We start from the raw sequence: 22155 nt of genomic DNA, 5'->3' as shown, positions 1-22155 counted from the left end.
TCTTCTTAAACTTATTCTTGACCGGCCCATTGATCGCGCACTCAACAATCAATTTTTCTTAACATCACTCAAGTAAAATATCTCAGAATTAACTTTAGCAAAGACTAACTTTATATAACTTTAATGACTATCTTTTTTGAATTCCTTGTAGACAAAATGTGGATCAAAATTCCAAATCAAAACAAGCCTCTTCATAAATCTAATGTCCCTTTTGTCTTAATATCAAAACAATTTAAAAGTAGCTCTTCCAACAACTTCACGACCTCAAGAACATTTTTCTTTTTATGGAAATCTTCTTTAAACTTTGAAATAAATAAATTCGTCCTCTTTTCAACTTCACTTATTATGTCACTAATATCAGTCTTTGATTTTATTATAATTCCATCTTTATAATCGCCATCTTCATCTATATAAAAATGAACAAAGAGATCATCTTGTTTAAGAATTTCAGTTAAATCTGGGGTATTACTGGCTTTGTCGAAGTTTAAAGCTAACTCTTGAAAAGATGAAGTTCTATAAAGTGTAGCTCCTGATACATCTGATGAACTTATTCTGACAGCATTTACAAGCTCCCCAAAACTGGAGATTTCTAAGAGAGCCTCATCTGAACTTTTCTCAAAAACATTATTCTCTAAATATTCCCACTTGGAGGATAAATACAAACGGTCCTTTAGATACGTAGTAGTCTCATCTGCTCTTGAAGAACTTATTCCCATATCACCAAAAAAAGATCCTACAATTAGTTTATCCTTCTTTCGTGCTAAAAAATAAGATATTGCTTGATATAATAAACTATTAAATCCGGCGGGGGTTCCATAGACATAGAAATACTCATACATTAATGAGGTAACTTCTTTATTATTACAATAATCCTCCCAAAAGGATTTGTTATCAGATAGGTAAAAACCACTTCCTAAGAGATACTCTCCATCATTAAAAGTTACTTCATATTCATAGAAAACATTTTTAAAAACTTCAAATTTCAATTCCATAGAAGCTCCTAGCAATGATATTTATAATCTCCTATTTGAATATGAACAGGCCCTATTAAATTTGAGACTCATATACAAAGCTGTTATGGTGGACCTTACTTCCGAAATATCGAACTTTTTTGACTGAAAAAAAAGATACATTATTTCTTCGGCTCACGTATTAATTTTAGAAAGAGCGTAAAAAAGCAAAAAGAAAAAGAGAAAGATAGAAGAAAGTTCATTGCCACTTCTTGGCCAAAAACATTAATCATTAAGCTATATAGATATGCGCCGACAGATGAAAATAATAAAATATTGATAAGATAAGACTTTAAGCTTACTTCATTAAAATATCTATATGTGACGACACCTCTTTCCAGATATGGAAGAAAATATAAAATGACAGATCCGAAAAATATCCAAAGACTCAATTTCGAATAAAAAATTATAGCTATTATTAAATTTATAACTATGTAGAAACTTAATAGAATTCTTTCTTTTCTTCTATTTTTCAAAGAAAATCCTTTACTTGTTGGTTTTAGATGGAGAATCACCAAATCCACCATTTGGCACATATCTAATCGGACTAATATCACTTGTATGTTAAAGATCTGGATGACTAGGGTCAATTGTCTTTATAGTATCCGTATTACTTCCCTTACTTTGTTCCCGTGTATGCCGCGCCTTCGGCGAGCTTCACTTCGTCACGTACCTCTGCTCGCCAAAAAATTAATTACGAGTTAAATAGGCCATTCTTTTAGATATGGCATCTTACTTGCTTATAAAATAAGTAACTTACTCATTAAACAAGATAACCTATTGATAAAAGGGACTTATGAAGAGAAAGTATGTCTATTTTTTAAACATTGTATGCTTTATTTTCAGTCTGTATAAGGCAAACGCCGAAGAATATTCTCTTAAAGAAATCACGAAAATTCCTTCCCAAATCAAGGCCGTTTCAAATGATTTAAACCAGGCTAATGAAAATAATTGTTTTAAGCAAAAAGAAAAACTCGAAAATACCATAAACTGTAAATGGAATGATAACGATAAAATAAAGCTTAAAAAAGAAAACCATCAAGTCAGATGCCAATGGAGAAATGAAGTTGGTGAATTGAATTACCTGATAGAGAAAAAACTTGATAAAAAAGCAAGAGAGCTTTATTTGAGAGTTTTCAGTAATAACGAGTCCGTAGATATCCCTATTAATACTGATACAAGAGCTTGGTTCGAAGAAAGAGATGGCCACCAGTATTTAGTAAAAAATAACATTAAAAACGGAAAAAGACTTATTGCAAAAATATCTTCCCATTCTAAGTGGCCTAATAAAATAAGCTGGAACGAAGACCCAACAGAAACTCATGATCCAGAAAGAAAACTCTTACCATTGAAGACTCATGATGGAATAGATTTTTACTCATTTTATTATCTTCCAAAAGACTATAATTCTTCGAAGAAGCAAAAAGTTGTCATACTTCTTCAAGGAGGAACGGGGTCTTATCATAGTGAACCTGTATATGATGACTTCGAAGATCTTACTACAATTAATTTTCTAAGAGATGCTGGCTATACAGTCCTTCTTGCAAATTTTCGTGGTAAGGCAAAATTAAGTAATGAATTTAGGCTAACTGGACCAGGGCAAATGCATAATCATGGGATAAAAGACGTATTAACATCCCTAAAAGGCCTCTCTGACAAAGTACTTATAGACAAAGAAAATCTAAATATCATTGGTCACTCACGCGGAGGCCACATGGCAGCACTGATGGCGACTCGTCTATCAGAACATACAAATAAATACAAAATCAGTAAAACGGTTGCAAGTAGTGGCGTCTTCAATACTATTGATGGTTATTACTCTTATTACAATGATCTAGATCAAGAGCTTGATCAAGATAAAAACCTAGACTTTGTTGATGATGATTGGACTAATGGAGCTCTTTCATTTAGACCAGAAGGAAAGTTTACAGAGTCCCAATGGGAACAAGTAAAACAAATTGAAACAGAGGAATTCAAAAGCTTTCATAGAAAAAATTATGAAAAAGAAATGCCACTAAGTAATACCGAAGCTTACTTTAACCAATCCCCTTTTCATCATAAGCAAGGTTTTCAAGGTGAATTGCTAGCTTTAACAGGTAAGTCAGAGCTTCAAGGCAACACTTCAGTGCACTCACCAAAGCAATTTCAGGATGCCTTAGGAAAAGAAAAAGTTGAAGTTATTTTACACGACTGGGGGCATGGCTTCCCGACGTTATCTGAGATTCAAGATCCAGAAAATATCAAAGGAAGAGAGGGCTATGAGTTTTGGAAAAGTAATGTATTAGAGTTTTTAAAGAAATAAAATGGTGGACCCTAGTTCCCTTATATCGAACCGAAATACAAAAATTCTCACGATACTTAGAGTTTTATGATCTGGTAGCTTAATTAAAGGTATTTATAGATTCTGTATAAGTTTTTGACATATAAACACTTCACTAAACCATAATAACTATTGATATTTACCTAAGTTTCTATATAGTGTTAGGGAATTAGCAATAAGGTATAATTATGAAGAAAAAAGTCATTTTACTCATTTTCTCTGTTTTGTTAATTTCTTCTAACTCATTGGCCAGTGAAGTTGATGAGTTGATAAAACAATCAAAAGACCTCGTCTCAAAAATAAACACCCTTTTTAATGATAAAATTATTCTTGAAATAGATGACAAAAAAGAATGTGCAAAGTTCAACTCATTTATGAAGTATAGGCCTCCTGGATATGAATTTAAGAACGGTGGAAAATATGCAATTGTTTGTACTGACTATCTTCAAAACCTAACCGATATTTATACTGAAAGAGAGGCAAGGGATTTTCACTTATTTATTCTTGCTCACGAAACAGTGCATCTTCTCTATGGGCCAAGTGAAGTAGATAATCATGTTTCACACTACCTTGAACAAGAATTTCCAAGCGATTACGGTAATGAGATAGACTCAAGTGACCTTCAACACCTAAACATTGATGTTTTGGCGATGAAAATACTTAGGAGTTTCAATTTAAGTGTTGAGAATTATTCGCTGCCTTTCAAAGAGTTCGCTAAAGTAATAGGTCTGTTTCATACTGATAATTCATTAAATAAGCGTCTCGTTTATCGAGACTTATTTGTTAAAAATAGCTTAAATGAGCAGGTCTCTGAATGGACTCAATATGTTTGGTCTGACTCTCTGTGTAAGCGTTCAGGACTCCAATTCGGATTAACAAACCTTGGAATAAATCATAAAGAATTTTGCTTTGATGATCTTACTCCTTTTGTGAAGGAGAACCTAAAAGGTTCATTTGAAGATTATCTAATAGGTTTATAGTTCCTTTCTCTTTATCTATAATTATTGCTATACTAAGCGTAAGTAGTTTCTGCTTACTCGTTAAAGTCAAGTCAGCTCAAAATCACAATTTTTGGCTACGAATAGCCAACTCTGGTCACGTCCAGTCACAATGGTTAGTTTTGGCAACAGTCGAAGCGCGAATCAAACCCTCGATATCAATAGTCATTAAGTTATTGATTCTCTAAGTGTTTGGAATGGTGTCAACGATGTCTTCTTTGAATTTCGGGCGAAAAAAAAGGCCCTCAAAGAAGACCTAACGAAAAATGGTGGATTTTGCGTATTTAACGCATATTCAACCATTATAATAGGCTCTTTCACAACAGTAGCGAACTCGTGTTATGTCGAGTCACAGTGAGAAGAAAAAAGCTTAGTTTATGTTGAAAGATTGCCCAATCTATCTGTTTGAGCAAAGTGTTTTAATCTTGTGATTCTTTCAATATCAAAGTTAAATCAAAACGCTCTTTACTCATATCAAAGTTCCAATTTGCCTTAGTGATAAGGTTGTAACCAAATATCATTTCAGTATTGGAGGGAAAGTGGTTTTTGAGAGGAGTGAAATCCATTGCTAATACTTTTACGTCATTAAATACGGTTCCTGAGATTTCTAAATAACTCATATTCCAAAGGGTGAAGCTCACTTTGTTTCCAGTACTATCAGAACCATTATTTATATCTAGAGGATCAGAGAATAACTCAGGAAAACTTTCAACTAATTCTCTACTGACAACAGTTAGCTCTACTCCAGTGTCCCAAATTCCGCCATATTTCTTACTTTTACATATAAAATCAATACTTATATGTCCTTTTTTAGTGACGCTAAATTTGTGTGCTAATTCTTGATTCTTGCCATTAAATGAAAAGTTCTGCTCAAGTGAATTAAAAGTAAAAAATGTGTCACTTAAAGTATCTATTCCAATTGTTGTATCATGTTCAAATTCTTCTGGTAAAATACTGATTGGTACTTGTTTTAACTTCAGCGATCCAAGCTCAAGGCTCTCGCACATCATCTTTTTTGCATTTAGTTTTGCACCTGAAGCACTTTGAAATGAGTGATTTCCAATAAGTTCATTACTCTTAAGAATCGAAGCATTTTTGATGCCAGTAAATGTTGCTCCTGTATCAAAGAAGCATTCAGTCTCGGTTCCATCGATAGTAACACTTAGAAAAACTTTACCTGAGTTAAGCTCTCCATCTTTAAATCTAAGTTTTACATTTTTTGTTTTCATTGAATTATTCTATATTAATTAACAATTAGGCTCTCTTTTTAAAGTATAATTTGCTCCATCTTCACCTGTTTGATGAAATCCATAGCTTTCATACAATCTCTTTGCTGAGGAATTAGTTTTTAAAACATGTAGAGAGATTGCTTTATTATTTAAATCTGATTTTTCTACAATATTAGAAATTACCTTTTTCCCTATTCCTTTATTTTGAAACTCAGGCTGAATGGAAATACTTTCAAAGAAGAACTCATTATCTTTTTCTTGGACTACTAGTATTCCAATATCAACTTCGTTAGTTGTTATAATTTGAATACGTTCTGGACGAAACCAATTTGTTACAGTTTTGTCCCATTGCTCTTTGTCCCATCCCCACAATGGTTCTATATATTCACGTAGTGTTGTATGGTGAAGATTCAAAACAAAAGATAGATCATCCTGTTGTGCATTTCTTAAAGTATAATTTATATTTTTCATAATTAGATTTTATAGGAAAGTACGCAGTGCTTCGAGTAGGAAATTTTTGTGAAGATGTCCCAATACTCAAATCACTTATGACTTGGTTGGTCGATCTAGTTTAGACAGCCAACTCATTCTTGATAGCCGAAGTTACCTTAAGCATATTGTCGTTATTAAAGTTTGCTCCAGCTGCCATTCTTCTGATTGTAGCAATAGGAACATTAGATCGTCTTGATAGTTCTTCTTTGTTAATAATACTAAGATATCCAGCAAAGATTTCATGGAAAGCTTCTTTATCTCCATCCAAAATAGCTTCAGCAAGAGCTTCTGCAACAGCTTTATGACCTGCCCCCCCCAATTTTGCTTCCAGAAATAATGACGATAAAATTGTCAAATATGGAGGTAAATCATGGGAAACATTCGCTACAACGAAGAGCAAATCATTGCAAAGTTAAGGAAAGCAGAACTTCTCTTTTCTGAGGGGAAATCCAAAGGAGAGGTCTGCAAGGCCCTTGAAATCTCTCCAATAACTTTTGGACGATGGCGTAAAAAATACGGAAACATGACTAAGTCAGAAGCGAAAAAGCTTAAAGACCTTGAGAAAGAAAACGCTCGTTTGAAAAGGATCGTCGCTGAGCAAGCGATTGATCTCAGTGTCCTAAAGGATTTTGCTAAGGGAAACTTGTAAGCGCTGAGCGAAAAAGATTGGTTATTAAAAATGCTATGAAAAAGTACGAGCTTTCAGAGAGAAGAGCTTGCAGGATTTTTGACCAATACAGAACAACTCAGCGCTATAAGAAAAACGAAAGTAAATTCAATGAAGTATTGAGAGCTAGAGTTATTGAGCTGGCCAGTGAGTATGGACGGTATGGTTACCGCAGAATCACTGCTCTAGTGAATCGAGAGGGCTATCATGTAAATCATAAAAGGGTTTACCGAATCTGGCGGGAGGAAGGACTAAAAGTGCCTCAGAAACAGCCAAAACGAGGTCGCTTATGGCTAAACGACGGCTCCTGTATCAGACATAGGCTCCTCTATAAAAATCATGTTTGGTCTTACGACTTCGTCATGTGCAGAACTGAAGACGGTAAGGCCTTTAGGATTTTAAACGTAGTAGATCAATTTACGAGAGAATGTATTGGCTGCCTCGTTCAAAGAAGAATCAACTCCTTTGATATTTTAGAGTTTTTAGCAAAAGAATTTTTAAAGCGAGGACAACCTGCTTTTATAAGATCGGATAACGGTCCTGAGTTCATAGCGGAGAAATTAAGAGAATGGCTTTCTAGTCTTGAAGTTAAGACTTTGTACATAGAACCAGGTTCACCATGGGAGAATGGGTATTGTGAATCCTTCAATGGAAGAATGAGAGATGAGTTTTTAAATGGAGAGATTTTTTACAGTTTGAAAGAGGCTCAAGTTTTAACAGAGAACTGGCGAAAGGAGTACAACCACTTTAGACCACACAGTTCTTTGGGGTATAGGGTTCCTGTTCCCTTGGCAATTTTGCCGAGTTATGAGAAGGCGGAAGTCCTAGAGTGTATACAATAGAGTGGAAGCAAAGACGGGTGCAGCTCACAAGCCCTATTAAATTAGAGACTCTTTTTCTTCGAATATTTCTCATACCATTCACTAGAGGGCTCACCACTAACTAAAAAGTCATTCAAAAAGTGGGCCTCAAAGATTTTCCATGACTCTTTCTCAAATTGCTTCCAAATTTCAGTATTCCAAATATCCTCATGAGGAGGGTCACTTTTCACGCCAAAATATTCTATAACAGCATCGACAAGGTCACTTAATTCAGAAAGTTTTCTTGCCTCAATCTCAGACAAAAAGCCTTCCTCTACAAAGAAGTCCAAGCTATCCGGAATAGAACATGAATCTAATCCAATCAGGACTTCATCAAAGCATGACCAATAACCAGGAAGTTTACTTTCCCAAAGATCCTTTTGGAATGGAATACTTCCTAGCTGAAACAGTATTCGAGATAATCCATTTCTTAAACTTTCTCTTGACCATCCCATCGTTTACCTCACCAACCAATCAAGTTTTCTTAACGTTCACACAAGTAAATTTTCTCTAATTTATCTTTAGAAAAGATTAACTATATATCACTTTAAAGACTATCTTTTCTGATATTAATAGAGACAAAATATAAAAGAAATACTGCATTAAAACTTCGATATGTTTCTTAGGAAAGTTTCAAAGGACTTATCTTCCTTGAAAAAAAGACTTATAATTTTAAACATATGCTTCATTTTTCAGTTAGGGTTTCTATGAATAGTTATTTTTCAAAAGAAGATTCTTTTTTTACTTCAGCAATAATTACCAACGGTTTTGATATCCTTGAGGAGCACAGTCTAATTAAAGATGAAGCCTATTGTATTGGGAGCTTAACTAAAACGTTTATCGCTGTTGCTATGTTAATTCTTGAAGAAAAAAAACTGATTGATATAAAAGGTAATCTTCATGACTATATTCCAGAATTCAATAAACTAACTGATACAAAAGTCCCCATAAAAGTAGAGCATTTATTAAATCATACTTCTGGACTAATAACTCAATCAAAAATAAATATTAATTCGAGAGAAGAACTTGTTAAGTTATTAAACTATGATAAAATTCAATTAAAAATAAACTCTGATGATCTTTACGAGCCAGGTAGACATTTTCATTATTCAAATTTGGCTTATGCATATCTTGGTATCCTAATTGAAGTTGTCTCGAAGCAAAAACTTGAAGATTTTTTAAATGAACATATTTTAAATCCCTTAAATATGAAAAGAACAACAATCTCGAGTGAACATTCTAGTAAGCTTCGTACTGGGCATATGAGATATAAAGATAAACAAATACCTGTTCCCATTGAAAGCTTTGGCTACTATAGAGCAGCAGGTGGAATGATTTCAACAATCTCAGATCTCAAAAAGTGGATGGCCTTTTTACTTTATAATACGAATAATCTTCTCAAAGAAGAACAATTCAAAAAACTATTTAACTTTTCAAAAATAGATCATGATTTTACAAAAATCACAGGACTAGCACTCTATCAAACACTAAATAAAGAGAGTCATCATATAGGTCATCATGGAAAAACAGGTGGGTTTTCAACATTTTTTGGTTTACTCGAAGATCATAAATTAGGTGTAATTATCTTATCTAATACCTCATCAATTGATCTATTTAATATCGGTTGTAATATAGTTCGTGATTTACGAATACAAAATATGACTATTGAGGAGAAAAAAATCCTCAATCACCTGAAAGTTCTTTTACCAATAATTAACACAAAGTCTAAAAACTATCGGAGTCTATTTTCTCATGCCTTTATTAATGCTGTGGGCGGTGAAGAAAAGTTATATGATCAACTTATTTTTGAGTTTCATAAAAATGGACAAATAAATAACTTTTCTAAATGTAAAAAAATAGGGCCTAATTCTTTCATATTAGAGACTAATTCGAAAAAACAAATAACGATTTATTTCTCAGAGGAAGAATACCCAAAACTAGATGGAATCTATATTAACTAAATCATGATTCAAATTACCAAGTAATTCAATTTCTCTTTTCCAAAAAGACAAGAAAGCTCATTAAATAGACGATTATATACTTACCACCCTTACCTACTACATTTAAATTTTTCATAGGATCTACAAAAAGAAGTACGCAAACAAGAAGAAGTATCGCTAGATAGATTATTTTAAAATTACTCAACTTTTGATTAAATTGATAATACTCAAAAAAGCCAAGTTTTACAGGTAGAGTAAATGCAATAAAAAAAGAGAGGGAAAAGGCGGTGAAATATAACCAGTATTCGCCTGAAAGGCCATTATCTAAAAACCAGACAAAGCTCATTAGTGTGATGAAAATAAAATAATATAGATAAGCTATCTTTTTTAAACGATCCATCTTTATCCTTTCGACTCCGTAAAAAATCCTATCTCTGTTTTTTTAGTTGTTTAAATAATTTTTTTAATGTTCTCGTAAATTCCGCGCATTCGGTTAGCTTCACTTCTTCACAGAACTCGACACTCCAAAATAACTGCATTGAAAAACCACTTACCACCGTAAGCGATATATCTATTTTCATTTATCATTGCAATGGAAATTCATTGGGAAATCGGGTGATTTCGCAGAAAGTCTTATAAAAGTTGATGGTCGATATACTCCCATACCTTCTTTTACAAAAAACCCCTCGTGACTAGAGGGGCCTTAAAAATTAAAATTACTTTTCTTCTAACCCAAATCGCACGTTAAAAGCAGATGGTAAAAAACTTTTTAAATACGGCAATGATTCAAGCCAATTTGAAGTTTCGTTCAATCTCTCTGCTCTAAAACATAGACTTACTACTGAGCCAATTATAGGGCGATTTTTTGTGTTCTGAAGTGTTCTATCAATACAATCTTCAAGACCTGAATCGTTGTTTGATGCTATAAACTGAACACAAGCATTTCTTTTAAGTGCAGAAGAGACTGTCTGTATTGATTCACCATATTCGCCAATTTTTTTATATTTTTTTTCTAAATTTGAAAGACAAGAATCTACTTTATCTTTATCTACTGATTTCATTAAGGCCTTAACTGGAAAAGTATCACAAGTACTTAGCCCACTTAATGAACACTGATAACTGCTACGAGATGAATAAAACACACCTTTAGGAGCTTTATAACATGATTTAGATCTATCATCGATTATAAGTTTTTTTATAATTCCGCCTTCCAATAGACACTGGTCAGCTAACTTTTCTTCAAGTTTAAACTTTGCCATCTCTACTGCTCTTTTCCTATAAACAGATGAAGATTCATTTTCAAAAATTAAAGAGTCACCTAATCCAGTTGCATTCATAACTACCAAATTTGACGAAGATGCTTTTTCTTCTAGAGAAGCCACTGAGCGCTCAAGAAATTGGCCTTCCATCTGCGAACAACTAGTAATTAAAGAGCACAGACAAGTTAATAACAGAACAGATTTCATAATTCTCTCCTTGGGATTCAAAGTTATCGGATAGATTATGTAAATTATTAACCCTTATAATTTTAATAGTCTCCACTCCTGTTTAAAAAGCAGTGTCTAGTTTAAAAAAATGTACAAAGTTTAGACACTTTCAATTTCAACAGATCAAAATTACATCTGAGATTCCAAAAAAATGAAAATATTGTAAAAAACATTACTTGATAGAGAATAACATTCAGGCTTTACAAAAGTATTCTCACTATACTTTTTAGCTCGCTTAGAAGGAGAAATTATGAAGAAATTTTGTGTTACATTGACGGTCTTTTTAACTGTACTCTCGGGAGTTTGTTCAGCAAAAACGATTGGAGACAAAGGAGATGTAGAGTTAGAAATCGGAGAGAATGTTTATATGAAATACTTTAGCTATGGTAAAGGTAGTACCTCATATCTTAATGAAAAAGTTTTAGACATTTATGAGGAAAAGGGAAACGTTGACTATGTCTTTAGCAATAAAATGGAATTTAACTATGGTGCAAAAAGCGCTTATTCGCAAGATCCTGACCTTTGTTATGTATCGGAATCCGAGGGCCTTAAAGTCTGTATTGGTGACAAAGCTGTCGTTTATGGGCAGATTGGCGAAATCATTGGAATACAGGTAAGGCCATCAGGACTATTTTCTAAAAAGCGTCGTGTTCTAGTTGAAACTGAAAATGGATACTATTATTTCAAGAAAATAAGTAGTATAGGAATCTCAAAAAGATAATTAACCTTTAGCGAATATATTTAGAGAAATTTACAATAAATGTAGAGCACCAAAAGGTGCTCTTTTTTTATATCAATTCTAGAATGAAAGTATAAAAAATTGAGGTAGATGATCTCCGCCCACACAAATCGAACTATTATCTTAAATTCCAAGTCTGGAGTATAATTTTTTTAGATCATTTGAGTTTCTGATTACAACAAACTCCCCACTAAAAAAATCATCACGACTTTGATAAACTCTTGGTCCAAACTTCTTTGGATAAGAGAGTATATACTTGTAAAAGTCTAGGTTAATTCGTTCGATACAGCCCTCGGCCATATCTTCTCTTACTGACTTTCCAGTTAAGATAGATCTTTTTATTGCTCTATAAAGGCAAACATAGGGAGAAATATCAAAATGTATAATCATTGTAGCTTTAGGAAAACGTATATCGAAAGTACTTCCATAATTACCTTCGATTATCCACTTATCTCCTTCTACCAAACCCGTGACTGTTTCACGCCATTCTTCTAATTCAGGTCTTACCCAATTTGGTTTCCAAAAAAACTTATCCAAATGAATCAGTTTTAAGTTAAGTCTTTTTGAAAGCTCTTTACCTAGAGTTGTTTTTCCAGCAGCTGATGAACCTGTAATTAATATTCTTTCCATAAAGAACCTTGTGCGTTCGATTACTTGAGTTTTGTATGATTTTAATATGTTGAAATTAAAGTGTAAAAGAAATGGTGGGAATTTGAACTTAATGGGTAAATTTCGTAAATAGTGAATCTAGAGATAATTTTTAACATCTTCTTTTAGATCTGGAAGTAACCACTTGAGTTCATCTTTTAGCTCTGGCCTAATCTTCCATAAAAAATTAAAGAATTCGTCGGCTCCTCTTACGACCTCTTTTAACAATTCTTTTCTTCTAACAGTTGCCTTATATGACTTATTTAAATATAGCTCTATGATATCTTCGGATTCATCTGGTTCAAAAGTGACTTTTCCGTAAGATTCGCAATAATCCAGGTCATAGTTTATTTTAAACGATGTCCTACGGGCATTTAAATATAGCTTTAACCATAAGCTAATTATCTCATCCCAACATTCCCAATCAACAACTATGACACTGCCAACTTTTAGTACAATAGCTCCCTTAACGAAGTCATACATTTCTTCTTGAATTTCAACTTCATCTACAGATGATATTTGTAGAAAGTTAAGTTTAAAATCTTCATTATAATTATAAGCTATTCTATTTTTTTGTACTGACTTTATAGAATGACCGTAAGGATAGTCGCTCTTTGTTTTTACGAATGTCTCTATTATACAATTTGTCATATTATTCCAGTTATAAGGTATCACCATTGTTATAGTTGTATAAAGAAAATATGTCGCTTGTTTCCCGTGAATGCCGCGCCTTCGGCTAGCTTCACTTCGTCACATACCTCTGCTCGCCAAAAAGGTCCACTGGACCATTTTATCGCGCGAGGCTAGCAGGATCTTCGATCCCGCTTTGGTCCACCAAAATAGTTACACTGAATTAGATCTTTGGTGTTTCAAAGGGTTGTGTGTTGTAAATGTTTGGGGTGAAATGGTGGACCCTAGCGGGATCGAACCGCTGACCTCTTCGCTGCCAGCGAAGCGCTCTCCCAGCTGAGCTAAGGGCCCAATGTGAATTGGTTCGGAAAATATACTTAAATTGAGACTATTTGACAAGTGATTAGTCTATCGCTCAACAAACTTCATTGACGCACTAGTGCTAAATTGGTAAAAAACCCCTCGCACAACAAACAGAGAGGGGAAAAATGAAAATGCTACTTATGGCCATTTTAGGGCTTACTTTAGTTTCTTGCGGGTCAGACAGCTCATCGGGTAATGGGAGTAACTCAATCCAATTAGATCAGCTAGATGGAGAAAAGAAAATTTCTTATGAAAAAGTTGTTGCTTTATATAATGAGTATAAAGAAACGACGGCGACTGTTTCTACAGGTGAAACAGCATTAGAGAAAGAGACTAGTACCTATGACAACTGTATTACTAAAACGCAGTACAAGAGGGTTTTTCTAAATGAAGTAGCCGACAAAGTAGAGCTCTATGTTGAAGAAAAAGAAGAAAAGAACTGCAAAGATGAAGTCACAGCAAGTGAAAGTAAGTATGTCGAGATTCATAAGTATGAAGACTTCTATGGTTTAGATTTAGAAGAATTGAAAAAAATGACTATTTATCAGGGAACTAAGAATGGTGAAAAACTTCTTAGAGCTGAAGGAGCTTTTCTTAATAATGGCTACAATGGTAAGTTTCAATCGATCGTCAGCATCGAAAGATCAATGCTTAAATTTAATCTTAAATCGAAAACTATTGCAAAAACTAAAAGTGGAACTGCATATGAGATAGAATCGGAAACGACAGTTCTTCCAGACACTGATGTTTCTCTTTTAGAATTAGATGGTTTACCAAGGTATGAAATCAATTATAAAAATGACTAAGACAAGGGCCCTTTAACGAGGGCCTTTTTTTTTGCTAACAAAATCCTAATACTTCTTTAATCGATTCTCCATTGACCAATAGAAGCTCCTGATATAATTAGTTTGAGCAAGAAAAACACACAAAAGGATAACTCATGAAAGTTCTTTTATCTCTTGCTACTCTTATTTCTCTTTCTTCATTTGCCGCTCCACAATTTGATCTCTGCCTAGGAGAAGCGAAGAAATCATTTCTTGGAAAAAATGGTCCGAGAGGAGCCAGAAGTGTTGAAAACGGTTACATTCTAAAAACCGGAGAAACAATTAAAGACCTCTACAAAAATGACATCAAATCATTTGATCAAAATGTTGTCGTTTATCGTGGGACAGGTTCTTACTACAGTGGTTGGTTTGAGTATGCGATTGCTCTAGACCCCGCAACTTGTGAACACCTAGGAAGTTTTGAAACTTATAGCGAATAATTTTAAAAGGGCCCTCAAATTGGGCCCTTTCTTTTTTTAAAAATAAGATTTGATATTTAAAGTGAAGTAATGATCATCTTTAAATAAATTAAGACCAAAAGAGTCTGACTCCCCCGCATAAATATATCGATAGGATATTTCATAGCGCATCCATTCATTCAGTCTTCGTGCTGCCTTTAAACTTAATATCCCCTCATCTCTACCAGAGAGATCAAAGAGATAGAAACTATAGAACTCTGTTCCTTCAATATCATTAAGAGCGTAACGAGCACCAACTCCTAAATCATTTTGAAAAAGAGCATTACTCGTTCGATCAAAAACCTTTTGCCACTCCATGAAAAAAGTCACATCGTGCCCACGCTCTAGAGAAAGCATTTTCTCAAGCCCAAGGGCCTGAGTGTAGTGGTCCTTAGGACGATAAAGTTCAAACTTAGAGTTTTCATTTAAAACTAAAATATCCCTACGACTTAAATAATCGCGATACACTCCAATGAACTTAAAAAGTGTCTCTCCTATCTCTTTCGTAAAACTCGTACTCAATTCATTGACTTCATAAAAATGTGAGCGGACATCTTTTGAATCAATTGGTGCCAAGGAATTTAAAACAGGTACGACTTGGTAATCACTAAATCCAAAAACAGGAGTATTGCGATCAATATGTCTTAAATATTGCAATTGAAAGTCGGTATCAGCGATAAGGCCACTGTAGCGAATAGCATACTGTGAAGCTTGCTTTCGACCTTTTCTATTTTCATCTTTTGTCACTAAGGTGTACTTAGTTAAATCATAGCCCTCACCTAAGCGAGACTCATAAGAAGGAAAAATGGCCTTTTCAAAAAGAGGAAAATAATAGAATGAAAATTGATGATCGTTCTTTCTATAATTGAGATCAAAAGTGAGTTCTCCCTTTTTTTCTAAACTCTCGAGATCTCCATCGAAGTTTCTAGAGTTCACATTATCACTTGGATAAAAAAGCTCCATCATTCTCCAATTGAAAATGCGATATCCTGCTCCAAGTTTAATTTTATTAGAGATGTCATAGTCGACAAAGAGATCTTCGATATAGAGATAGCGCCTCTTTTCATCTTGAAGATCAAAGCGAGTTAAGAAGCTGCCCTTTAAAAAATAATTCTTCCCCTGATAGTCTGCTGAAAACTTAAGAGCAACGGCATTACCCAGCTCATTAGAAAGTTCTTTGTTATCATCTTTATGAAAGTAGCGATTTTCTAAGTTCAACTCACCTTTATAAGAGGCCACAGAAGAGAGAGAAATAAAATATAAAATAGCTGTGATAATCTTCATTACTTAAGTGCCCTTTTAGAAAAATCACTCTCTTTTAGAGTAACCCCTATTTTTCTCTCAACCCATTCAAAGATCGATTCTTTTTTGGTTTGAACATTCTTCATCCAAATTCGATTGGCCTTAATAAATGATCTCTCTCCAACTTTATAAGTTTTAAATTGATCCTGAGTAGAAACTTTCAACAGTTCTCCCCTTCGATCAAAGTATTCAACTTTAAGTGTTTTGTAGTCATTCTTAGTCACATAGAGAATCTGCTTAGAGTACCCAGACTTTTCCTTAGACACTCGTGAAAGCACCCACACATCTTCTTTGTCGAGCTTATCTTCTTTAACTAATTTAAAATTATACTTTTCGATTTCCTGACTTCCCAAATCTTCATAACTAAATTCACTCCCCATAAAAGAAGAAAAACGAGAACTAGAAGAAATTCTCTTCACTCTTCTAATGGATGGAAGATAGAGCCATTGCATATCACTTTTTTCTTTGTAGGCCTTAGTTAGCATTTTTGTTCCAGAGACATCTTTAGGAGTTAAAAATTCCGAGAGCGACCAGTCACCATCACCTTTAATCTCAAGGACTTTTCCGCTCACCAATCTCTCGATTTTTTCGCCGTAAGCCGTAATCAGAGTCATCTTCATTTTAGAGGTCTCGCCAAGAAACCCCTCACTTCTGCGCTGCATCTCTTTTGCGATCTCTAGGCCTTTTTGGTCAGATTCCTTAGCGTGTGCGTTAAGAAACAAACCAGATAAGATAAAGATTTTAACCAACGTTTTCATCACAACTCTCCAAGTCATTTTTATGAATTATCATAGATTAACGGCTTTTTCTTGGCCAGAAAAGCAAGTTTGGGTCTAAGAATTGACTAGTTTTCTCATTGTTTAGTAAACTAATCTTTGCCCCTAATTTGAGGTTCAAGCTAAAGCAGAAAAACAAAGGGAGTTAACTGTGAAAGTTTTTGTAAACAGAACTTTAAACATGAAAAAAATCAAGGCCATTGGCTTTGACATGGACTACACACTAGTTCGTTATAAAACAGAAAATTTTGAAGAACTTGCTCATAGAGAAACTGTAAAAAAACTTGTTGAAGTTAAAGGATATCCAGCGCAGGTAGCTGACATGCCTTTTCAATTTAACCGAGTTATTCAAGGTCTTTGTATCGATAAGATGAGAGGAAACCTTCTTCAAACAAATCGTTTTGGAAAAGTGAAAATTGCTTACCATGGGACAAAGGAAATTCCTTTTAAAGAAATGCAAAAACTCTATGGTAACGAAATTATCGATCTTAACGATAAGACCATTCAATCTCTTGATACAAACTTCTCTGTATCCAACGGTATTATCTATGCTCAGCTCGTTGATTTAAAATCAGAAGGTCATGAACTACCTGATTATGAAACTCTTGCTGTAGATATTAAAGAGGCCATCGATATTTGCCACAGTGATGGCTCTATTAAAGATAAGGTTCGCGATAATATTGACCAATACATTATTCAAGACCCAGAAGTTGTTCAACTTCTTGAGCGCTTTAAGCGTTTTGGTAAAAAGCTATGGGTTATTACGAACTCGGAGTTTCACTATGCGAAGCTTCTTCTCGATTATACAATCAATCCATTTCTTAAAGAGCACAAGCACTGGAGTGAACTCTTTGAACTAACAACAGTTCTAGCGCGAAAGCCACGCTTTTTCACTCACGACAATGACTATCTTGTGATTGACCCAGAAACAGAGATGATGAAAAACCTAGAAGGACCACTCGTTCCAGGAATCTATCAAGGTGGTTGGGCCGGAAAACTTGAAAAAGATTTTGGTGTTGAAGGCGATGAAATTCTCTATCTTGGTGACCATATCTATGGAGACGTTCTCTCAATTAAAAAGACTTTTAACTGGAGAACGGCCCTTATCCTCGATCCTCTAGAAGCTGAAATTGAGGCCATTCAAAACTCGAGACCTTGTCAAAAAGAAATCGACAAATTAATGACTGAAAAAGAGAAACTTGAACATAAGTTGAATACTCTTGATCTTCTTAAACACGAAGAACCAGAAAAAGTTAATAAAGAAGACATCAACAAATGTTATATGGAAATCGACAAAATCAACTCAAAAATCTCAGAACTTCTTGAAGAGTTCAAGTCGCATTTTAACCCATATTGGGGAGAGATGATGAGAGCTGGTCTTGAAGAGTCGCGTATTGCCGATCAAGTTGAGAAGTATGCATGTATCTATATGACAAAGGTAACTGATCTTCTTGAATACTCTCCAAGAACGTATTTTAGACCAATCAAGAGAACTCTTGCTCACGAGATTGAAGATACGACTTCACTCTAACTGTATTTAAAGAGACTTAAAGAAAAGACTCTTTAATAAATTGTTCATAAATCTCATAAGAACTTTTACCATACCCCCCGGCCATGACATAGGCCTGGGGGATTTTTCTCATCTTAAAAAAATCAAAGACAAGCAAATCCCTCTTTAACATTTGCTCTTTTGTGAGTTTTAAAAGATTCGCACTTTCAAGTTCATCTTTTTCATAAGGATCAGCTCCACAAACGACAACACAAAGATCAGGTAAACCAAAGCCCTTTTCCATTTTCTCTAATGCTTTAGAAAGAAAAAAGAGATAATCACTCTCTTGTCCAACATCTACTTCAATATCAAGGTCACTTGGAAGAAACCAGGGCTCGCTGCCTTCTCCTTCACAAAGAGGCCATCCCCTTTTCATATGAATACTCATCGTGCGTATCGAATCATCTCCAAAGCACACCTCAGCAGTACCATCGCCTTTGTGGGCATCAACATCAATAACCCACGCCGTTTTAATCTCGCCACTATTTTGTAATTTTCTAATTCCAATGACGATATCATTAATCAGACAAAATCCTCTTCCAGAGTCTTTCATCGCGTGATGCATTCCTCCTGCCAGCACAAAGCTATCATCTCCAGCGATCGCTCTTTTCATTGCAAGTAAACTAGCTCCTGCTTGAAGAAGTATTCGATCAACAAGCTTATCTAAACTATAGAGCGCATTCTGTGGCTCATAACGATGATAGCTACCATCGAGATTAATAAGTTCATAAGTTCTAAAAATCGACTGCTCTCTTCGAAGTTCATCAAAAAGGGAATCAACATAATCTTTAGAGTGAACAAGAAGTAAGTCATCACGTGAAATGAGAGGAATTTTATCCAGAGGAGTTTGCTCAATCTTTAAGTTTGAAGCAACCTTTTGAGAGCGATCATCAACAATGGGAATCATGATTCCAAAATCACTAAATCTCTGGTCCATTTGTTCATTATAAATGATCACTTTTTCCTCCAAAGGTAATATCAATCGAGCTCTAGTATACTTTTACTATGCTAAAAATCATAACTCCAGCTCTTTTCTTAATCCTATCAACCAAGGCGTTCGCCGCTAATAACTTAAGAAGTGAGCTCAGTCGCTACATTCTTCTTCGCGATAGAACAATTGTAGATCACGGCCTTAAAAGTCAGGCCCATCAGTCATTTTTTGATCTGCAAATCAATATAAGTAGCGGCATAAAGAAGCTAATTGGCGATATCAATACGTCAACAGATGATTCGAATTCTTCATCGACAAAAACCAGTAATGTTCTGGCGGTTTTAAATAGAAATATCAATACAGAAAGATATATCGACATTGGCGCTGAACTTGCTCTTCCTCTCCCCTATATGCAGTATGGGAGTTATCGCTTTCTTCCTAGTCTCTTTATAGGAATGAATCTTGGAGGAAGCTTAACGATTTCAAATAAAGAAGACGGCCTCAATCCTAAAGCGCAAACTTACCTAAAACAAGAAATGCGCTATGGGCTTTTCACGCGAATGAAGTGGAACGATAAAAAAAGAGAATCCCTAGATCTCGCTCTTTATAAAGTTGAAACAAAGGACTTTCTCACTCAAAGTACGGCCCAGGCCATTGCTGAAGATGAAAAGATCATAAGCACAGATGACTTTGATAAAAAAGAGAGTTCTTATGCTATTGATCTCTCTTATAAACGTCACTTTGATGATTACTCCTACCTCTTAGAGGTTCTCGATTTGAAGTTAACTCAATCTGGTGAAAAATCGATCTACGGAAGAACCCCTCTTATTCATGGGCGCTATGAATGGAATAAGAGCTTTCTCAATATGGCCGTTTCCCCTTTTCTAGGGCTTCACTATAGAAAGCGCTACGATTTATCTGATGGAATTTATCTTGGTGCTCGATTTGAAGGGACTAAGAAATATCCCTTTTCATTTATTACAAAAGTATCGAATCAATTTCTAACTTTCACTCCGAAGATTACTTATAAGTATTTTGAATTTTCTTATGGACTTAAAACACCTTATCGCAATCCTCAAGAAGATGTCTGGGTATCTTCAGTGCATTCGATTAATTTGAGGGTTCCCTTCCCTTAGCTCCCCAATGGCCCATGAGAGCCAAGAGCTCACCTGCGGATGATGTTCCATGTTTTGATGTTTTTCATAGCCTTTAAGTAGTATTTCACACTTTCTTTGAACCATCACTAAAAGCGCAAGATAATCTTCACTTTCTAATTTGTAGTTGGCGGCCAGTTGAATCATCGATTTGACTCGATAATAGTCCATAGCAAAGTACTTAGCTGATAATTGATCTTCATGGCCTCCGTACTTATTAATAATAGGATCTTCGATAAAGCCAATCTCTTCTTTATGAGTCACCTTAAGCCAGAGATCATAATCTTCACAGACGACGAACTCTTCATCAAAACCACCATGTTCAAAATAAAGATCTCTTTTTAAGCTCACAGCTGAAGGTGAAATCAAACAGAGTCCAAGTGCTCTTTTAAAAATCATTCCTCCAGATTTTTTATGCACTTTCTTTTGGTTGACTCTCTTACCATTTCGAATCCAAATTTCCTCGCCATGAACAAGTCGAATATTAGGATGGGCCTTTATAAAATCCACTTGCTTTTGTAGTTTGTCTTTTAACCATTCATCGTCGGAATCAAGAAAACTCAACCACTGCCCATCGGAAAGCTTGGCCGCATAATTCCTAGCAGCACTAACCCCACGGTTTTCAGTCTTTAATAAATGAACTTGAGGATGCTCACAATACTTCTTTAAAAGAGCCTGAGTCTCATCAGTTGATCCATCGTCAACAATCCACAAGTCAAAGTTTTTATAGCTTTGATTTAGAACAGATTCAATAGCGCGCTCTAAGCAATAAGAGCGATTATAAGTAGGAATGATGACACTAATTTTCATAGGCAATTTCAATACACTTTTCTAGTAATTCTTGATTCGGTTTGTTTTGAATCGCTTTGATCAAACCTTCTAATTGAGTTTTATTTCTTGCCCCACAAAGAAGAAGCTTCACTTGCTCAAATTGAAGATTATGCCAAAGAGCAAACTCAAGCCCACTATGGCCTTGTTCTTCAAGAAGAGGAAGGATGCGATTCATTTTGTCATAGCGAGGCTTTTTATCCATGGCCTTCCACCACGGTGCCCACGAACGGCAATCAGAGCGATCAAACTTTCTTTTCTCATTGACTCGACCGGTGATAATCCCTTTATCAAGAGTTCCCCAGCTCATAAAATCGATATTTTTTTCTGCAAGATATTCAAAGAGATCACCCACAGCATCGCGCTCAAAAACATTGAGCTGCGATTGCACGGCCTCAACTTTATCTACTTCACTAGCTAGAATGAGATCATCTTTAGTCGTATTACATAAACCAATGTGTTTAATCTTCCCCTCGTGCTTGGCCTTAGCTAAAACCTCTAGAGGGCGTCTGATATCGACGTTCTTATCTGGCCAGTGAATCATGTAGAGATCAATGTATTCGGTATTTAAATCGCGAAGGGATTGCTCGAGCATCTTCGCTGTTACCTTTGGATCATTTGTCATATCCACACGCATATTGGGATGCCAAGTCACACCTGATTTAGAAATAATGTGAACATTTTCACGTTCATTTTTAAAGGCCATACCGATGCGTTTTTCAGAGAGTCCAAAACCATAAATAGGGGCCGTATCAAAGATTGTAATCCCCAAATCCTTTGCCTGCTTTAGTAAATCGATTGCATCGCTTTCAGTAATATCACCAAAGCCATAGCCGGCTCCTTCTCCTGAAATACTAGCGCCACCAAAGCCCAGTGGAATGTTTGACCATTTATCTAAAAGTGCCATATAAACTCTCCTTAAGTCCTGAGATTAACATGCCTTTATGACT

The 22155-nt window shown here is 35.0% G+C and carries 22 protein-coding genes and 1 tRNA gene; 9 read left to right on the top strand and 14 right to left on the bottom strand.

Annotated features, from left to right (window positions below; genetic code table 11):
* Positions 1 to 191: 191 nt before the first annotated feature.
* Complete coding sequence (locus HBN50_RS02910) at positions 192 to 992, bottom strand: hypothetical protein (RefSeq protein ID WP_273867802.1); 801 nt, start codon at positions 990 to 992, stop codon at positions 192 to 194.
* A gap of 814 nt (positions 993 to 1806) precedes the next feature.
* On the opposite strand from HBN50_RS02910, the gene HBN50_RS02905 reads away from it, so the two are divergent.
* A complete protein-coding gene (locus HBN50_RS02905; protein WP_273867800.1) occupies positions 1807 to 3312 on the top strand; it encodes an alpha/beta hydrolase family protein in 1506 nt (501 codons plus the stop codon).
* A 206-nt stretch (positions 3313 to 3518) separates the two neighbouring features.
* Entirely contained in the window at positions 3519 to 4310 is a 792-nt protein-coding gene (locus HBN50_RS02900) for a hypothetical protein (RefSeq protein WP_273867799.1), read from the top strand.
* 437 nt (positions 4311 to 4747) lie between these two features.
* Here HBN50_RS02900 and HBN50_RS02895 read toward each other — a convergent pair whose 3' ends face one another.
* The 3 genes from HBN50_RS02895 to HBN50_RS02885 all read right to left on the bottom strand — a co-directional run bounded on the left by HBN50_RS02895 (position 4748) and on the right by HBN50_RS02885 (position 6368).
* Positions 4748 to 5557 carry a retropepsin-like aspartic protease gene (locus HBN50_RS02895; RefSeq protein ID WP_273867798.1) on the bottom strand — a complete coding sequence of 270 codons (810 nt, stop codon included), beginning with the start codon at positions 5555 to 5557 and terminating at the stop codon, positions 4748 to 4750.
* 18 nt (positions 5558 to 5575) lie between these two features.
* Positions 5576 to 6028 carry a GNAT family N-acetyltransferase gene (locus HBN50_RS02890; protein WP_273867797.1) on the bottom strand — a complete coding sequence of 151 codons (453 nt, stop codon included), beginning with the start codon at positions 6026 to 6028 and terminating at the stop codon, positions 5576 to 5578.
* Between the two features lie 100 nt (positions 6029 to 6128).
* On the bottom strand, positions 6129 to 6368 hold the full coding sequence (locus tag HBN50_RS02885; RefSeq protein WP_273867796.1) for a hypothetical protein: 240 nt from the start codon (positions 6366 to 6368) through the stop codon (positions 6129 to 6131).
* A gap of 51 nt (positions 6369 to 6419) precedes the next feature.
* On the opposite strand from HBN50_RS02885, the gene HBN50_RS02880 reads away from it, so the two are divergent.
* A protein-coding gene (locus tag HBN50_RS02880; protein ID WP_273867795.1) for an IS3 family transposase occupies positions 6420 to 7558 on the top strand; the annotation gives its coding sequence in 2 pieces (ribosomal slippage) (positions 6420 to 6684 and positions 6684 to 7558; 1140 coding nt in all).
* A 41-nt stretch (positions 7559 to 7599) separates the two neighbouring features.
* On the opposite strand, the gene HBN50_RS02875 is transcribed toward HBN50_RS02880, so the two are convergent.
* On the bottom strand, positions 7600 to 8031 hold the full coding sequence (locus tag HBN50_RS02875) for a hypothetical protein (RefSeq protein WP_273867794.1): 432 nt from the start codon (positions 8029 to 8031) through the stop codon (positions 7600 to 7602).
* Positions 8032 to 8283: 252 nt separating this feature from the next.
* Here HBN50_RS02875 and HBN50_RS02870 point away from each other — a divergent pair, with 252 nt between their 5' ends.
* Positions 8284 to 9537 carry a serine hydrolase domain-containing protein gene (locus HBN50_RS02870; protein ID WP_273867793.1) on the top strand — a complete coding sequence of 418 codons (1254 nt, stop codon included), beginning with the start codon at positions 8284 to 8286 and terminating at the stop codon, positions 9535 to 9537.
* A 695-nt stretch (positions 9538 to 10232) separates the two neighbouring features.
* Here the strand turns inward: HBN50_RS02870 and HBN50_RS02865 are convergent.
* Entirely contained in the window at positions 10233 to 10982 is a 750-nt protein-coding gene (locus tag HBN50_RS02865) for a hypothetical protein (RefSeq protein ID WP_273867792.1), read from the bottom strand.
* 271 nt (positions 10983 to 11253) lie between these two features.
* On the opposite strand from HBN50_RS02865, the gene HBN50_RS02860 reads away from it, so the two are divergent.
* Positions 11254 to 11724, top strand: a complete 471-nt coding sequence (locus HBN50_RS02860) for a hypothetical protein (protein ID WP_273867791.1) — start codon at positions 11254 to 11256, stop codon at positions 11722 to 11724.
* A 141-nt stretch (positions 11725 to 11865) separates the two neighbouring features.
* On the opposite strand, the gene HBN50_RS02855 is transcribed toward HBN50_RS02860, so the two are convergent.
* The 3 genes from HBN50_RS02855 to HBN50_RS02845 form a co-directional block, all read right to left on the bottom strand.
* Positions 11866 to 12372: an AAA family ATPase gene (locus HBN50_RS02855; protein WP_273867790.1), complete on the bottom strand. Its 507-nt coding sequence runs from the start codon at positions 12370 to 12372 to the stop codon at positions 11866 to 11868.
* Positions 12373 to 12489: 117 nt separating this feature from the next.
* The gene (locus HBN50_RS02850) at positions 12490 to 13041 is read right to left on the bottom strand and encodes a hypothetical protein (RefSeq protein WP_273867788.1); all 552 of its coding nucleotides are present in this window, start codon (positions 13039 to 13041) and stop codon (positions 12490 to 12492) included.
* 254 nt (positions 13042 to 13295) lie between these two features.
* Positions 13296 to 13371: transfer RNA gene (locus tag HBN50_RS02845), tRNA-Ala, on the bottom strand.
* A 137-nt stretch (positions 13372 to 13508) separates the two neighbouring features.
* Here HBN50_RS02845 and HBN50_RS02840 point away from each other — a divergent pair.
* Complete coding sequence (locus HBN50_RS02840; RefSeq protein WP_273867787.1) at positions 13509 to 14189, top strand: hypothetical protein; 681 nt, start codon at positions 13509 to 13511, stop codon at positions 14187 to 14189.
* A 134-nt stretch (positions 14190 to 14323) separates the two neighbouring features.
* Positions 14324 to 14647 (top strand): hypothetical protein, encoded by a 324-nt coding sequence (locus tag HBN50_RS02835; protein WP_273867785.1) that lies wholly within the window; start codon positions 14324 to 14326, stop codon positions 14645 to 14647.
* A 36-nt stretch (positions 14648 to 14683) separates the two neighbouring features.
* Here HBN50_RS02835 and HBN50_RS02830 read toward each other — a convergent pair whose 3' ends face one another.
* On the bottom strand, positions 14684 to 15949 hold the full coding sequence (locus HBN50_RS02830; RefSeq protein WP_273867784.1) for a hypothetical protein: 1266 nt from the start codon (positions 15947 to 15949) through the stop codon (positions 14684 to 14686).
* The gene (locus tag HBN50_RS02825) at positions 15949 to 16725 is read right to left on the bottom strand and encodes an outer membrane lipoprotein-sorting protein (protein WP_273867782.1); all 777 of its coding nucleotides are present in this window, start codon (positions 16723 to 16725) and stop codon (positions 15949 to 15951) included. The genes HBN50_RS02830 and HBN50_RS02825 overlap by 1 nt, the downstream gene beginning before the upstream one ends.
* Before the next feature lie 169 nt (positions 16726 to 16894).
* On the opposite strand from HBN50_RS02825, the gene HBN50_RS02820 reads away from it, so the two are divergent.
* Entirely contained in the window at positions 16895 to 18274 is a 1380-nt protein-coding gene (locus HBN50_RS02820; protein WP_273867781.1) for an HAD-IG family 5'-nucleotidase, read from the top strand.
* Between the two features lie 16 nt (positions 18275 to 18290).
* On the opposite strand, the gene HBN50_RS02815 is transcribed toward HBN50_RS02820, so the two are convergent.
* Positions 18291 to 19250, bottom strand: coding sequence for a histone deacetylase family protein (locus HBN50_RS02815; RefSeq protein ID WP_273867780.1), 960 nt, complete (start codon positions 19248 to 19250; stop codon positions 18291 to 18293).
* 47 nt (positions 19251 to 19297) lie between these two features.
* Here HBN50_RS02815 and HBN50_RS02810 point away from each other — a divergent pair, with 47 nt between their 5' ends.
* Positions 19298 to 20359 (top strand): hypothetical protein, encoded by a 1062-nt coding sequence (locus HBN50_RS02810; RefSeq protein ID WP_273867779.1) that lies wholly within the window; start codon positions 19298 to 19300, stop codon positions 20357 to 20359.
* On the opposite strand, the gene HBN50_RS02805 is transcribed toward HBN50_RS02810, so the two are convergent.
* Together HBN50_RS02805 and HBN50_RS02800 are read right to left on the bottom strand one after the other, a co-directional pair.
* On the bottom strand, positions 20321 to 21187 hold the full coding sequence (locus HBN50_RS02805; protein ID WP_273867778.1) for a glycosyltransferase family 2 protein: 867 nt from the start codon (positions 21185 to 21187) through the stop codon (positions 20321 to 20323). The genes HBN50_RS02810 and HBN50_RS02805 overlap by 39 nt on opposite strands.
* On the bottom strand, positions 21177 to 22112 hold the full coding sequence (locus HBN50_RS02800) for an aldo/keto reductase (protein ID WP_273867776.1): 936 nt from the start codon (positions 22110 to 22112) through the stop codon (positions 21177 to 21179). The genes HBN50_RS02805 and HBN50_RS02800 overlap by 11 nt, the downstream gene beginning before the upstream one ends.
* Positions 22113 to 22155: the final 43 nt, after the last annotated feature.

This window comes from Halobacteriovorax sp. GB3, from assembly GCF_028649655.1.
GTDB lineage: Bacteria > Bdellovibrionota > Bacteriovoracia > Bacteriovoracales > Bacteriovoracaceae > BSW11-IV.
Note: the sequence above shows the minus strand (reverse complement) of the source record. Positions and strands in the feature narration are given on the sequence as shown.

What these genes read in the sequence shown, in the direction of transcription:
- HBN50_RS02910 (WP_273867802.1), bottom strand. Translation starts at nt 992, where the DNA reads ATGGAATTGAAATTTGAAGTTTTTAAAAATGTTTTCTATGAATATGAA.
- HBN50_RS02905 (WP_273867800.1), top strand. Translation starts at nt 1,807, where the DNA reads ATGAAGAGAAAGTATGTCTATTTTTTAAACATTGTATGCTTTATTTTC.
- HBN50_RS02900 (WP_273867799.1), top strand. Translation starts at nt 3,519, where the DNA reads ATGAAGAAAAAAGTCATTTTACTCATTTTCTCTGTTTTGTTAATTTCT.
- HBN50_RS02895 (WP_273867798.1), bottom strand. Translation starts at nt 5,557, where the DNA reads ATGAAAACAAAAAATGTAAAACTTAGATTTAAAGATGGAGAGCTTAAC.
- HBN50_RS02890 (WP_273867797.1), bottom strand. Translation starts at nt 6,028, where the DNA reads ATGAAAAATATAAATTATACTTTAAGAAATGCACAACAGGATGATCTA.
- HBN50_RS02875 (WP_273867794.1), bottom strand. Translation starts at nt 8,031, where the DNA reads ATGGGATGGTCAAGAGAAAGTTTAAGAAATGGATTATCTCGAATACTG.
- HBN50_RS02870 (WP_273867793.1), top strand. Translation starts at nt 8,284, where the DNA reads ATGAATAGTTATTTTTCAAAAGAAGATTCTTTTTTTACTTCAGCAATA.
- HBN50_RS02865 (WP_273867792.1), bottom strand. Translation starts at nt 10,982, where the DNA reads ATGAAATCTGTTCTGTTATTAACTTGTCTGTGCTCTTTAATTACTAGT.
- HBN50_RS02860 (WP_273867791.1), top strand. Translation starts at nt 11,254, where the DNA reads ATGAAGAAATTTTGTGTTACATTGACGGTCTTTTTAACTGTACTCTCG.
- HBN50_RS02855 (WP_273867790.1), bottom strand. Translation starts at nt 12,372, where the DNA reads ATGGAAAGAATATTAATTACAGGTTCATCAGCTGCTGGAAAAACAACT.
- HBN50_RS02850 (WP_273867788.1), bottom strand. Translation starts at nt 13,041, where the DNA reads ATGACAAATTGTATAATAGAGACATTCGTAAAAACAAAGAGCGACTAT.
- HBN50_RS02840 (WP_273867787.1), top strand. Translation starts at nt 13,509, where the DNA reads ATGAAAATGCTACTTATGGCCATTTTAGGGCTTACTTTAGTTTCTTGC.
- HBN50_RS02835 (WP_273867785.1), top strand. Translation starts at nt 14,324, where the DNA reads ATGAAAGTTCTTTTATCTCTTGCTACTCTTATTTCTCTTTCTTCATTT.
- HBN50_RS02830 (WP_273867784.1), bottom strand. Translation starts at nt 15,949, where the DNA reads ATGAAGATTATCACAGCTATTTTATATTTTATTTCTCTCTCTTCTGTG.
- HBN50_RS02825 (WP_273867782.1), bottom strand. Translation starts at nt 16,725, where the DNA reads ATGAAAACGTTGGTTAAAATCTTTATCTTATCTGGTTTGTTTCTTAAC.
- HBN50_RS02810 (WP_273867779.1), top strand. Translation starts at nt 19,298, where the DNA reads ATGCTAAAAATCATAACTCCAGCTCTTTTCTTAATCCTATCAACCAAG.
- HBN50_RS02805 (WP_273867778.1), bottom strand. Translation starts at nt 21,187, where the DNA reads ATGAAAATTAGTGTCATCATTCCTACTTATAATCGCTCTTATTGCTTA.
- HBN50_RS02800 (WP_273867776.1), bottom strand. Translation starts at nt 22,112, where the DNA reads ATGGCACTTTTAGATAAATGGTCAAACATTCCACTGGGCTTTGGTGGC.